Source organism: Deinococcus detaillensis (assembly GCF_007280555.1).
Lineage (GTDB): Bacteria > Deinococcota > Deinococci > Deinococcales > Deinococcaceae > Deinococcus > Deinococcus detaillensis.
This window is the reverse complement of record NZ_VKDB01000003.1, coordinates 261,913-274,124: the sequence shown is the minus strand read 5'-3', so window position 1 is coordinate 274,124 and position 12,212 is coordinate 261,913. Positions and strand designations below refer to the sequence as shown.

Below are 12,212 nucleotides of genomic sequence, written 5' to 3'. Positions count from 1 at the left end.
GCATTCTAGGGGAGGAGGCGAGCCGCAGCGCTTGATGGCGCTCACCTCATTTGGCCTGAGCAGCAGCGTGGCAAGATGCGGCCATGCTTAACTCTCACGCCCCTTCCCTTTCTCAGCAACTGAATGAACAACTCCGGGAAGCCGCCGTGCAGCGCGGAATCTTGCCCACAGACGCGCCCAGCCTGACGCCCGAAGTCGCCTTCGCTTTGGTGCGCGACATGCCTTACGCCCGCGCCAGCACCCATGAGCCTGCGGGCATCATCGGGGAGTGGCGCGGCACCTGTAGCACCAAGCACGAGTTGCTGGCGGCGCTGCTGGCCGAACACGGCTTGGAGAGCGCCATCGTCGCCTGCACCCAGGAAATCAAGCTGCCGGACGACGCCGATCCCGCACTGCGGGCGCTGTCGGGCGGGCAGAGTGTGGTGGACATTCACAATTATTTGGTGGTGGATACTCCGCAGGGCCAGATGAAGGTGGACGCCACCTGGCCGATGCGGGCCGCTGAAGTGGGCTTGCCGGTCAATGCCGCTTGGCAGTGGGGCGAGGACATGACGCTGGCCTGCATCCCGCTGGAAAGCTGGACCGTGCCGGACGGCGAAACGGTGAGCGGCTTCAAAGACCGCTTGCTGGCCGAGCGCTACAGCCCCGAAGAGTTGCAGCGCCGCGACCACTTTATTCGCAAAGTCGGGGAGCTGTTTTTGCGCTGAGCGGCGAGTGCAAAAGGCAGCCCGCTTTACATGCCCAGATGCCGATCCAGCCAAGCCAAATACTCTTCCAAACGCACGGCCCTTCGGTCTGGGCGGCCGGAGCGGCTCAGTTCGTGGTTTTCTTCAGGAAAGCGCACGAAGCGGGTTTCGACGCCCTGAAGCCGCAAGGCCGTGAACCACTGCTCGGCCTGCTCGATGGGACAGCGGTGATCGAGGACGCTGTGAATGATCAGGGTGGGGGTTTTGACCTCCTCCACGTATTTCAGCGGGCTCATGGCCCACAACTTGTCGGTATCGGCGCTGCGGTGAAAATTACCGCCCAGCTCGTCGTCCCAGAAGCGCATGCCGATGTCGGAGGTGCCGCCGAACGAAATCAAATTGCAAATGCAGCGGTCGGTGACGGCGGCCTGAAAACGCGGGGTGTGCGAGGTCAGCCAGTTGGTCATGAAGCCGCCGTAGCTGCCGCCCATCACGGCGGTGCGGCTGCTGTCGAGCGGCAACTCGGCGAGGCAGCGGTCGAAGAAGTTCAGCACGTCCTCGGCGTCTATGCCGCCCCAGCGCCCGAAAATGTCGGAGGTCCACGCCTGACCGTAGCCCACCGAGCCGCGCGGATTGCTGTAGCACACGGCGTATCCACGGGCGGCCATCAATTGAAACTCGTGCATGAAGCCGTGACCGTAAGCGGTGTGCGGCCCGCCGTGAATGTTGAGCAGTGCCGGGGCGCTCTGCGTTCCAGCAGGCATCAGCACCCAGCCTTCGCCCTCGCCCAATTCGTTTGTGAAGGCAATGCGCTTGGGCGTGCTGAGTGCAAAGTCCGGCGCGGGGCAGTGGCTGACCTGCACACCGTTGAGCATCACCTGAGTCACTTCGGTGGCACTTTCCGAAATCCAGACTGCGCCGCCCGCGTTGGCCGTAAAACCGACCACCACCCGCTCAGGATCAAAGGTATGCGGCTGAGGAGCCGAGTCGCCCAACGACACCTCGAACAGCCCGGAGGCACCGCCCTGAGTCGCCAAAAACAGCAACCGGTCTCTGCTCAACCAGCGCGGCTTGTCGGGAAAAGAGCCCACATGCAAATCGCCCGCCACGATATTGCCTGCCGGAAAGTCGTGGTGATCCAGGCGCTGGGCGCTGTAAGGCTCTGACCCGCTCTCCCCCGCCGGCTCAAACAAATACACATGCGAGTCGCTGTCGTTGCGCTCGGTGCGCAGGCGAGCTTGGGCCACGAAGCGCAGGCCGTCCGGGTGGGGCGACAGGTTCGAGATCAGCGAGGCCCAGTCGGTCAGGCGGCGCGGCTGTCCCTCCAGCGGCAGGTTGTAGGCTTCTTGCTGCCACATCGCGCCCGACACCTCGTCCTCACTGCTGACAAACAGCACGCCCCGCGAATCGGGCCACCAAGCGAACTCGCTGATGGCCTGCTGAGGCGCGAGCCAGCGCGTGATGTGGCCGCTCTCCACGTCAAGCTGCCACAGCGCCGCCGCAACGTCCGACAAAAAGTCGGATCCATTGGCGCGGTACTTGAGCCGGGTAATCACGCGGGCCTCGCCGCGCTCGTCACGCTTGTCAGCTTCACCTTCTGGGGCCAAAAAGGCCAGCTTGCGCCCATCTGGACTCCACTGGGCCGCCGAAACGCCCTGCGGAAACTGGGCCTTGGTGGTCAGCGCCCGCGCCTCGCCGCCGCCGAGCGGCAATAAATAGAGCTGATTTTTGCCATCACGGTCAGACAAAAAGGCCAAACCTTGACCGTCCGGCGACCAACGCGGGGCCGTGTCACGCCCTTTGCCGGTGGTCAGGGTACGGCTGCTCTCGGCGCTCGCCAGCACGATCTGGCTGAAGTAACGGGGTTTGGGGTCATCCAATTTGGTTGTGGCACCGCTCGCTTGTTCCGATTGATTTTCGTCTTCCACCCGGCTCAGCACGTAAGCGGCCATCTGGCCGTCCGGCGAAAGCTGCGGGTCAGAGGGAAACTGCAAGCCGAACAAACTCTGCGGAGTTGGAAGCGTCATAAGGTCTAGGGTATACCGCCGCTGCGTTCTGGCCACGTCCAGCACATAGAAATGAAGCGAAGCTCAAGAATTGAGCAACCCGCTCCCGGCGCTGTGTCCCCCGAACCGTGACTTTGCCCTGACTCAGCCGCGCCAGAATCTGTTAGTATTCACGGTTGGGTGCCCGCCCCGGCGAGTAAGTGGCCGGAGCGCGGGCGTTTTTGTGGCCTTCTTCCTTACACCGGCTTTTCCGAGACCGGCGAGCGAAGGAGGGCCGCCGTTAAGGAGAAGGAACATGGAATACCGCAACATCGCGATTATCGCGCACGTCGATCACGGCAAGACCACCCTCGTGGACGGCCTGCTCAAGCAAACACTCAAGCTCAAGCACGGCGAAGAAATTGCCGAGCGGGCGATGGACTCCAACGACCTTGAAAAAGAGCGCGGCATTACTATTCTGGCCAAGAACACCGCCGTCGAGTACAAAGGCGTCAAGATCAACATCGTGGACACCCCCGGACACGCCGATTTCGGCGGTGAGGTCGAGCGTGTCCTCGGCATGGTCGACGGCGCACTGGTGCTGGTCGACGCTGCCGAAGGCCCGATGCCCCAGACCCGCTTCGTGCTGCGCAAGGCCATTGAGCTGGGCCTGAAGATCGTGGTGGTCATCAACAAGATCGACCGCCAGGACGCCCGCATCGAAGAAGTCGTCAACCTGACGTTTGACTTGATGGCTGAACTCGGCGCGAGCGACGATCAGCTCGACTTCCCGATTTTGTACGCCGTGGCCCGTGACGGCAAGGCCTACAAAGACCTCGACAGCCCCCAAGAAGACATGCACGAACTGTTCGAGATGGTGCTGGAGTACATTCCCCCACCACCCGTCGAGCTCGACGAGCCGTTCCAGATGCTGGTGACCAACCTCGATTACTCCGAGTACCTGGGCCGCATCGTGCTGGGCCGGGTACAGCGCGGACAGGTCAAGAAGGGTGAGTACGTGCAGTTGATGCACAAAGACGGCACCATGACCAAGTGCAAAATCATCCAGCCGTTTACCCACTTCGGCCTCAACCGCATCGAGGCTGACGTGGTGGGCGCGGGCGACATCGTGGCGCTCTCCGGCCTGGAGGACGCCCAGATCGGTGAAACGGTGGCCGATCTGGCCGATCCCGTGGCCCTGCCGATCATCACCGTGGACGAACCCACCGTCAGCATGACCTTCCAGCCCAACAACGGCCCGTTTGCCGGGCGCGAGGGCAAGTACGTCACCTCGCGCCACCTGAATGACCGCCTGAAAAAGGAAGTCATGACCAACGTGTCGCTCAAGGTCGAGGAACTGCGCCCCGACGAATTCGTAGTCAGCGGGCGCGGCGAGCTGCACCTCTCGATTCTGCTCGAAACCATGCGCCGCGAGGGCTACGAGCTTCAGGTCGGTGCACCGCAGGTGATCACCCGGATGGTCGACGGTGAGAAGTCCGAGCCGATTGAGCATCTGGTCGTGGACGTGCCTGAGTATCACTCCAGCACCGTCATCGGCGCGATCACCAGCCGCAAAGGGCAACTGGTCAATATGGAGCCGCAGGGCAACCGGACCCGCGTGGAGTTCAAGATTCCCAGCCGCGCCCTGTTCGGCTTCCGCACCCAGTTCCTGAGCATGACCCAGGGCGAGGGCATCATGAGCCACATCTTCGACGGCTACGCGCCGTGGGCCGGTGAACTCAAGACCCGCCAGAACGGTTCACTGGTGGCGATGGAAGCGGGCAACGCCTTTGCCTACTCGATCTGGAAACTGCAAGACCGTGGCAACTTCTTTATCGTGCCCGCCACCGAAGTCTACGTAGGTATGATCGTCGGTGAAAACGCCCGTGAGAAAGACATGGACGTCAACGTCACCAAGAACAAGAAGCTGACCAACGTGCGCTCCAGCGGCGCGGATGACGCTCTCAGCCTGACGCCCATCAAGAAGCTGACGCTCGAAGACGCCCTGGAATACATCGGCGACGACGAACTGGTGGAAATTACGCCCAAGAGCATCCGCCTTCGCAAGAAGATTCTCGAACCCAATATGCGGAAGTAAGCAAAACAACAAGAAGCGCCCCCAACCGAACATGGCTGGGGGCGCTTTTTTATGGCAACTGCTGTTTGACACTCATCACGAAGCTGCTGCGCCGATCAATTTGGCTCCCGGAAAGACCGCTTTATACACGGCGTCATCGAAACAGGTCAGGTGCAACCTCTACCGCCCATCCAATTTCAGATGCTCACTTCTTGCACGTCAGATCCACCCGGAAGCTCGGGTCGGGCACAGTAAAGCCGACATTCTTTAGATCCGGGTCTATCTTTTTCAGGTTTTCCAGCAAGAATTTTTGCGGTGGTTTGGCCAGCACATCGGCGTCTGCCATTTTGGCTTCCGGGTACATGCGGAACGTATAGAGAAAGCCTGCACCCTGAGGTAACTTGGCGTAAGTTTTATCTTGCCAGCCCTCACGTGTATCTTTGGCCCAGCTGTCGCCGTCAGCGAACGCCAGATTCATAGATCCATTATAAATAATCCCCGTATCAGAGAGCTTTATCGTCTGAGTGGTGCCGTTTCTTATCTCCACCGCAATACCCCAGCCGCTTCCATAGCTGTAACCGGCCTCGTCCTTAATGGGCATAACTTTAGTGACGCGCATTCGCCACACACCATTGAAAAGCCATTCGTTGATACAGCCCGACACACTGGCCTTCTGATTGACGCCTCCAGACCCGTTGTTGGCTGCTGGCGTGCCGGTGCTGGGCGCAGCGGCCACCACTTTGCCACCCGTCAAACTGGTGACGCCGCTGCCGCTGCTGACCTGAACGCCGAGGCTGGGCAGGGCGCTCAGCGGCACGTAGATCTTGCCGCCCACCACCACAGTCTTTTCACTCGACACCTTACCGTTGAGAATCAGCGTCTGGGCCGAGGCCGCTGGCAAGGCCAGCAAAGCACTCAGGAGCAGACGGCGGATAACACGACTCCGACTGGGCAGCGCAAGATTCGTCATGTTTATGAGTGTAGACCTCTGGATGTCAAAAGTTTGTTAAATGTTTTTTATCTGCTACCGGAACTGCCCCTTACTCTGCCAACTGCCCACCGAGCGGTAATGACTCGGCGATTTCTTGGGGCGGGGCTACTCAGCGTAGACGCATGGTCAACAAACTCTCCTTGGAATGGATATAAATGAGTACTCCGGAATCCATGACACCTACCCGACTTCCCGCTTGCTACAGTCCGAGCATGATTGTTCGCCTGATCACGACGAATTTGGCGCTGACCCTGATCTCTTCAGCATTGGCAGGCGGTGCGGGTGCGCCTCCCGCCAAGCCCACCTTCCGGGAAGTGCCCTGCGGCGCGGCGTTGCCTGCCGACCGCTGCGGGTATGTCAAGATGCCACTCGACCACGCTCAGCCGCGCGGAAAACAGATCGAACTGTTCGTGGCGGTGAGCCGGGCCAACGTGAGTGGTACAACGCTCAAAGCTGTTCCCGATCCACTGTTTTATCTGGAAGGTGGCCCGGGTGGTTCGAGCAGCGATTCGGTACCTGCCCTCGGTGCCGCCTTCAAAAACCGCGATCTGGTGGGCATCGACCAGCGCGGTGTGGGCCGCAGTTTGCCCGCCCTCAATTGCCCTCAGATCAACGCCCTGAGCAGCCGCGACGATCTCAAATCCAGCCAAGCTACCGCGCTGTACTTGAGCGCGACCATCACTTGCGGCCAGAAACTCCGCGCTGACAGAGTAGCCCTCGAGAACTTCAACACCACCCAAGCGGCTTTAGATATTGACTGGGTGCGCCGAGCGCTGGGTTACGACCAGATCAATGTTTACGGCGCGTCGTATGGCACGCGGCTGGCCCAAGAACTGCTGCGCCGCGCTCCAGGGCACCTGCGGGCAGTGATCCTCGACAGCGTGATTGCGCCGACGATTGACCGGCCCGCCCAGACTCCGCTGGCAGTTCAAACCGCCTTCAAAAGGGTGCTGAAGGCCTGTGCGCTGGACGCGGACTGCAACGCCAAATATCCCAACCTTGAAGCCACTTACCGCGCCACTCTCAAGCAACTTGACGCTAAACCGCTGATGATCAAGATGAAAGATGGCGGCGAGTTGGACAGCTTTGCTCTGCAAGGTCTGATACTGGGTTCGATGTATTTTCCGCAGGGTCTTAGCGAAATTCCCAGTTTGATCGTGGCAGCCAGGGACGGGGACACCGAGATCATCAAGGCTTCCTTTGCCGTCAAACTCTCTGAAGGGCTCAGCGACAGCTTGGCGTGGGGAGCTTTCTACAGTAACGAATGCAGCGGGGAAGTGGCTTACAGCACGCCCGCCAAGTTGCGGACAGGCCTCAACGCTGCGCCGGAGTTTGCCAAAGCGCTGGGCCTGGTGGCCGGCGTCAGCAGCCAGGACATCTTCACTGTCTGCCAGAAGTGGAAGCTGACCGCACCCGCCGCGTTGGAAAACGAAGCGGTCACTTCCAACGTGCCGATTTTGCTGCTGGCCGGCGAGTTTGACCCGGTGACGCCGCCCGAGTGGTTGCCCGCCGCTTCAGCCAAGTTCACGCGGTCATATTCGGTAGTGATCAGCGGCGCGGCGCACGGTTCCGGCCTAACCACAGCGTGCGGCTACGGCATCGTCACTCAGTTTCTGCAAAACCCCAAGCAAGCGCCCGACACCGCCTGCGCGGGGCTGAATAAAATTATCTTCCGCTAAACTTTTCCCATGACCAAAACGGCGGCCAAAGTCACCTTGCTCGTTCAGGGGGTGCTGATCGAAGGCGAACTGCTGGGCGGCGAGGAAGCGTTGCGGGTGGTGGAAGCCCTGCCGCAACTCGGCGAAGTGATCGTGCTGAAAAATGTCAAGCTCATCAGCGGCGGCCTCAGCCGGAGCCTAGAGGTGATGTGCATTCCGCGTGCCAACATCGGCGGCTGCGGCATTCACGGGCGCGGCGGCGACACGCTGAGCACCCTGCGTGAGCTGGAAGAACTCGACGCCATGCGCCAACTCGGTTGGTCGGTCAGGGAGTAGCGTCAGTCAAAAGGCAGGGGAGCGCCTTCGCTTTTTCTTGCGGCTTGGTGCCATGCACCGCGTTCTTGGCCTAGCATCTGGCATGGATATTTCACGCTACCGGGTAGACGGCAAAAAACTCAAGCTCAGCGACCTGCCGACTGACGAAACCAAGAAACTGGACCGGGGCAAAATCGAGCAGGAAACAGCCGACATCGGCGCACAGCTCACCGGCCTGCAAGACCGCTTGTATGCCGAGAGCCAGCAAAGCCTCTTGGTGGTGCTGCAAGCACGGGACGCAGGCGGCAAAGACGGCACCGTCAAGCACGTCTTCGAGCCGGTCAATCCGCAGGGCATCATCGTCACCAGTTTCAAGGTGCCCAACGAAGAAGACCTCAAGCACGACTTTTTGTGGCGTATTCACCCGCACACGCCCTCCGCTGGCATGATCGCCGTGTTCAACCGCTCGCACTACGAAGACGTGTTGGTGACGCGGGTTCATAAGCTCATCGACGACAAAACCGCCCAGCAGCGCTTCGAACATATCCGGCATTTTGAAGCGCTACTGGGCAGCAGGGGCACCCGCATTCTCAAGCTGTACCTCCACATCAGCCCCGAAGAGCAGCGTCAGCGGCTACAGGCCCGCTTAGACGATCCCCGCAAGAACTGGAAATTTAACCCCGGCGACCTCAAGGAGCGGGCGCTGTGGGACGATTACACCGCCGCCTACGAGGACGCCCTGAGCGCCACCAGTACGGACGCCGCGCCGTGGTACGTCATTCCCGCCGACCAAAAGTGGTACCGCAACCGGGTCATCTCGCAACTGCTGCTTGAAACGCTGGAAGACATGAACCCGCAGTACCCAAAATCGGAATTTGATTTGACGAATGTGGCGGTGGGCAAACTCTAGAGCAGCCATGTATAGACGCGGGGCCGGAGCCACTTATCCCAAAGTTCTCAGGCCGCCCGGCAAGGTGGCCCGCAGCAAGCCGAGCGCCGCGCTGGGCAGGGCCGACTTGCTGGGCAGCAGCAGATATTCATTTTCCCAGAAGCTAGGCCGAAACTGGTTTTTGAATTGGCGCAGGCCGTCGAAGTTATACCAGCGCGAGAGCAGCGGGCGGGCAGCATAGAGCAGCGTTTCCAAAACGGCAGAGGAAGCGGCCTGCGGTTCCGGGCGGCGCGGCAAGCACAGCGGCACGGCTCCCAGCGTAGCGAGGGACGCGCCGCTTTCCCGGAGTTGGGCCAAAGCGTAAGCCGTCAAGGCCGCTGCCGCGCCGCTGGGCGCGTTGGGGTGGCGAATGAGGTCTTCCAGATACCAGCCGCCCCGCGCCGGCAGCGGACTGGCCGCTAAGAAAACCACCGCTTGCCCGCCGGCGTCCCGCGCCAGAAAGTAGCGCTTGCCCGCCGACCACCCGAATGGATCGAGTTCAAACACCCAGCTCAGCGGTGTTCCGGCACGCCGGCTGGTTTGCCAGGCCCCCATCAGGGCGGCGCACTCGGCGCGGAAAGCGGGCGTCAGTTCAGTGCCGTCTAAGGGAGCGCTCTCCAACTTAACACCCAGCCGCCGCGCCGCGTTGAGGTTGCCGCGCAGCATTTTGCCGCTGTTGCCCGCCGGCGACCAGCTTTGCAACTCGAGGTAAGGCGTGGCCCCAAGGCAGACCGCCGTGAACCCCAGCGGCGCAGCCACCGCCGCCAGCCGCGCCGTGACCGGCAGCAAAATCGCCACCTTACCCGCTCGCCGCGCCTGCGCCACGAAGGCCCTGAGCAGCTCCGTTTGCTCTTCGGGCTCACACAGCGGATCACCTGTGCCGATCCAGACCCGCCCCGCGGCGTGATACGGCAAGCCGCCCGCAATTCCTAACTGCTCAAAAATTTCGGCGCTCAGCGCTCCCAGCGAGGAGGGGTTGTACCCAAACTGCTGATGCCACTGCCAGCGCACTTCGGCGTTTGGCGCGGGGCAGGCGGGCCGACCCTGAAACGCCGGAGCGGGCAGCAGCGCCTGGGACTGGGGTTGACGAAAGCGGGTCAGCATCAGCGAGCAGGTTAAGGTCAGCAGATAGGAGGAACTTCAAAGCGCCAGCCCTCCAGCTCTTGCAGGATCTAAAATTTCTCTTCACTTCTGCCGATTTGACAAAAATAATTTTCAAGTCGTAGGCTAAGGTTCGCTCACTGTCTTTCTGCTTTCTCTTCGCTTTACCTGCCGGAGGCCACCCATGAATAGCCCAACTCTCCCCTTCCCTCACCGTCCGGCTCCCAACGCATGACCCAGCTCAGCGGCTTGTTGGTGCAGCCCAGCGGCGTCCAGGCAGGGCGCGTCACTTTTGGCCGGCAGATTGAAACACTCGAATTGAAAGACACTCAACAGGCCCAGCCGCGCTACATTCTGGCGGGATTTATCGACACCCACGTTCACGGCGGCGGTGGCGGCGACACCATGGACGGCGCGGAAGGGATCAGCACGCTGGCCCGCTTTCACGCTCAGCACGGCACCACTTCGCTGCTGGCCACCACCATGACCAACCCACTTCCCAGAGTGCTGGCCGCACTGGAAGCAGTGCGCCAAACGGTGGAACGCGGCGTCCCCGGCGGCGCGGATATTCTGGGCGCACACCTCGAAGGCCCCTTCATCAGCCCAAATAAGCTGGGAGCGCAGCCGCCGCAAACCTTGCTGCCCACCCCCGATCTGGTGGCGCAGGTGCTCTCGTCTGGCGTCATCCGCGCCGTGACCCTTGCGCCGGAGTTGCCGGGCGCGACAGAGGCGGCGCTGACTTTCGCGGCGGCGGGCGTGCGGGTGGGTGTGGGTCACACCACCGCCGACGCCGAAACGGTCACGGCTTTTCTGAGCGCGGTGCAGGCAGCAGGTGGACGAACCGCCGCCACCCATTTATTCAACGCGATGGGCGGCATCGAAGGGCGCGTGCCGGGGCCAGCCGGAGCTTTACTTGCCGATTCGCAGACTTGGCTGGAAATCATTCTGGACGGGGTTCACGTGCATCCCACCAGTTTTTTGCTGGCCCACGCCGCCGCCGCCGAGCGGGTCATGCTGATTACCGACGCCATGCGGGCCGCCGGACTCGGTGACGGAGAAAGCGAACTCGGCGGGCAAACAGTCATCGTCAAAAGCGGTAAAGCGGTGCTCAAAGACGGGCGCAGCATCGCGGGCAGCGTCTTGACCTTGGATGTGGCCCTCAAAAACGCGCTGGCAACGGGCCTGAGCTTGCCGCAGGTCAGCCGAATGCTCAGCGCCGCCCCCGCCGATTCGCTCGGCCTGACCGACCGTGGCCGCTTGGAAGTGGGTCTGCGGGCCGATCTGGTGGTCATGAATGAGCGGTTTGAAGTACAAGAAGTGTATGTAGGCGGTGAGCAGATAGAGTTGGCCCCCGCAAGCTAAATCCCCTCCTTCCGCACACGTCACAACCTGCACGCCAAGCGCCTCAAAGGAGCCGTCATGTCACTTCAAACTGCCCCCGACCCCCTGATGCTGCAAGAAGCCCGCCAAGCGCCGCAAGTCATTGAGCGCCAGCAACGCCAAAACGCTCAGGCGGCTCAGCACCTCGCCGCCGCCCTGCGTGAGCGCCTCCCGCCCTACGCCGTGACAGTGGCGCGGGGCAGTTCCGACCACGCCTGCACCGTGCTGAAATACGCGCTGGAAACGCAACTCTCCTTGCCGGTGGCCTCGCTGGGGCCGAGCGTTCACACTTTATACGGCACCAAGCTGGACTTGCGCGGGGCGCTCCTGATTGCCGTCTCGCAGTCGGGGGCCAGCCCAGACGTGGTGGAGAATGTCAAAATGGCCCGCGCAGGCGGCGCGATGACGGTGGCGCTGGTCAATGCAGAGAGCAGCGAACTGGCCCACGAAGCGGAGTTCGTGTTGCCGCTGTGCTGCGGCGAAGAAAAGGCAGTGGCCGCCACCAAAAGTTACCTCGCCAGCCTGACCGCTTTTTTGCCAGTCATCGCCGAATTGCACCCCGATCAGAGCCTCAAGAATGCGCTGGATCGCTTGCCCGAAGTGCTCACCCGGACCCTGAACCTCGAACAAGAAGCCAGCGACCTCGCCGAGCGCTACCGCTTTGCCGACAATTTGTTGGTGTTGGCACGCGGCCTGCATTTCGGGGTGGCGCAGGAAGCGGCGCTCAAGCTCAAGGAAACCTGCGGCATTCACGCCGAAGCCTACAGCGCCGCCGAATTCAGCCACGGCCCCAAGAGACTCTTGGCAGAGGGGCTGCCGCTGCTCGGCTTTTCCTCCGCCGACGCGGCCCGGAGCGCCACTTTGGAAGCCTACGCCGCCCTGGTCGCCAGCGGGGCCGACTTGCGAACCATCGGGCCGTCTGCGGGCAGCGATCTCAGCACGCCGCAAACCGGCCACGCCCTAACCGATCCGGTGGCGAGTGCGCTGGCCTTTTACCTTTTCGCCGGACATCTGGCGCTGCACAAAGGCCTGAACCCCGACGCGCCGCCGCTGCTGAGTAAAGTCACTAAAACGCGGTAATACGAGTATAG

Annotated in this window: 10 protein-coding genes; 7 read left to right on the top strand and 3 right to left on the bottom strand. The window is 61.7% G+C overall.

Annotated elements, in window-relative coordinates; genetic code table 11:
- Positions 1-83 precede the first annotated feature (83 nt).
- Positions 84-707: a hypothetical protein gene (locus tag FNU79_RS05330; RefSeq protein ID WP_143719849.1), complete on the top strand. Its 624-nt coding sequence runs from the start codon at positions 84-86 to the stop codon at positions 705-707.
- A 26-nt stretch (positions 708-733) separates the two neighbouring features.
- On the opposite strand, the gene FNU79_RS05325 is transcribed toward FNU79_RS05330, so the two are convergent.
- Complete coding sequence (locus FNU79_RS05325) at positions 734-2,713, bottom strand: S9 family peptidase (RefSeq protein WP_143719848.1); 1,980 nt, start codon at positions 2,711-2,713, stop codon at positions 734-736.
- Between the two features lie 274 nt (positions 2,714-2,987).
- Between FNU79_RS05325 and typA the strand changes: the two genes are divergently transcribed.
- Positions 2,988-4,769, top strand: coding sequence for a translational GTPase TypA (gene typA / locus FNU79_RS05320; RefSeq protein ID WP_143719847.1), 1,782 nt, complete (start codon positions 2,988-2,990; stop codon positions 4,767-4,769).
- A 184-nt stretch (positions 4,770-4,953) separates the two neighbouring features.
- Here typA and FNU79_RS05315 read toward each other — a convergent pair whose 3' ends face one another.
- Positions 4,954-5,718: a hypothetical protein gene (locus FNU79_RS05315; RefSeq protein ID WP_143719846.1), complete on the bottom strand. Its 765-nt coding sequence runs from the start codon at positions 5,716-5,718 to the stop codon at positions 4,954-4,956.
- Between the two features lie 233 nt (positions 5,719-5,951).
- On the opposite strand from FNU79_RS05315, the gene FNU79_RS05310 reads away from it, so the two are divergent.
- From FNU79_RS05310 to FNU79_RS05300, 3 genes are all read left to right on the top strand, one after another.
- The gene (locus tag FNU79_RS05310; protein ID WP_185974606.1) at positions 5,952-7,418 is read left to right on the top strand and encodes an alpha/beta fold hydrolase; all 1,467 of its coding nucleotides are present in this window, start codon (positions 5,952-5,954) and stop codon (positions 7,416-7,418) included.
- Between the two features lie 9 nt (positions 7,419-7,427).
- Complete coding sequence (locus tag FNU79_RS05305; RefSeq protein WP_143719844.1) at positions 7,428-7,733, top strand: hypothetical protein; 306 nt, start codon at positions 7,428-7,430, stop codon at positions 7,731-7,733.
- An 82-nt stretch (positions 7,734-7,815) separates the two neighbouring features.
- Positions 7,816-8,622 (top strand): polyphosphate kinase 2 family protein, encoded by an 807-nt coding sequence (locus FNU79_RS05300; RefSeq protein ID WP_143719843.1) that lies wholly within the window; start codon positions 7,816-7,818, stop codon positions 8,620-8,622.
- Positions 8,623-8,655: 33 nt separating this feature from the next.
- Here the strand turns inward: FNU79_RS05300 and FNU79_RS05295 are convergent, their stop codons facing one another.
- Positions 8,656-9,744, bottom strand: a complete 1,089-nt coding sequence (locus tag FNU79_RS05295) for a phosphatidylglycerol lysyltransferase domain-containing protein (protein ID WP_143719842.1) — start codon at positions 9,742-9,744, stop codon at positions 8,656-8,658.
- A gap of 228 nt (positions 9,745-9,972) precedes the next feature.
- Between FNU79_RS05295 and nagA the strand changes: the two genes are divergently transcribed.
- Positions 9,973-11,103, top strand: coding sequence for an N-acetylglucosamine-6-phosphate deacetylase (gene nagA / locus FNU79_RS05290; RefSeq protein ID WP_143719841.1), 1,131 nt, complete (start codon positions 9,973-9,975; stop codon positions 11,101-11,103).
- Between the two features lie 57 nt (positions 11,104-11,160).
- Entirely contained in the window at positions 11,161-12,201 is a 1,041-nt protein-coding gene (locus FNU79_RS05285) for an SIS domain-containing protein (RefSeq protein ID WP_143719840.1), read from the top strand.
- Positions 12,202-12,212 lie beyond the last annotated feature (11 nt).

Excerpts from the sequence above, each read along its gene's own strand:
- FNU79_RS05325 (WP_143719848.1), bottom strand. The coding sequence starts at position 2,713 with ATGACGCTTCCAACTCCGCAGAGTTTGTTCGGCTTGCAGTTTCCCTCT.
- FNU79_RS05305 (WP_143719844.1), top strand. The coding sequence starts at position 7,428 with ATGACCAAAACGGCGGCCAAAGTCACCTTGCTCGTTCAGGGGGTGCTG.
- FNU79_RS05315 (WP_143719846.1), bottom strand. The coding sequence starts at position 5,718 with ATGACGAATCTTGCGCTGCCCAGTCGGAGTCGTGTTATCCGCCGTCTG.
- FNU79_RS05285 (WP_143719840.1), top strand. The coding sequence starts at position 11,161 with ATGTCACTTCAAACTGCCCCCGACCCCCTGATGCTGCAAGAAGCCCGC.
- FNU79_RS05295 (WP_143719842.1), bottom strand. The coding sequence starts at position 9,744 with ATGCTGACCCGCTTTCGTCAACCCCAGTCCCAGGCGCTGCTGCCCGCT.
- FNU79_RS05330 (WP_143719849.1), top strand. The coding sequence starts at position 84 with ATGCTTAACTCTCACGCCCCTTCCCTTTCTCAGCAACTGAATGAACAA.
- typA (WP_143719847.1), top strand. The coding sequence starts at position 2,988 with ATGGAATACCGCAACATCGCGATTATCGCGCACGTCGATCACGGCAAG.
- FNU79_RS05310 (WP_185974606.1), top strand. The coding sequence starts at position 5,952 with ATGATTGTTCGCCTGATCACGACGAATTTGGCGCTGACCCTGATCTCT.
- nagA (WP_143719841.1), top strand. The coding sequence starts at position 9,973 with ATGACCCAGCTCAGCGGCTTGTTGGTGCAGCCCAGCGGCGTCCAGGCA.
- FNU79_RS05300 (WP_143719843.1), top strand. The coding sequence starts at position 7,816 with ATGGATATTTCACGCTACCGGGTAGACGGCAAAAAACTCAAGCTCAGC.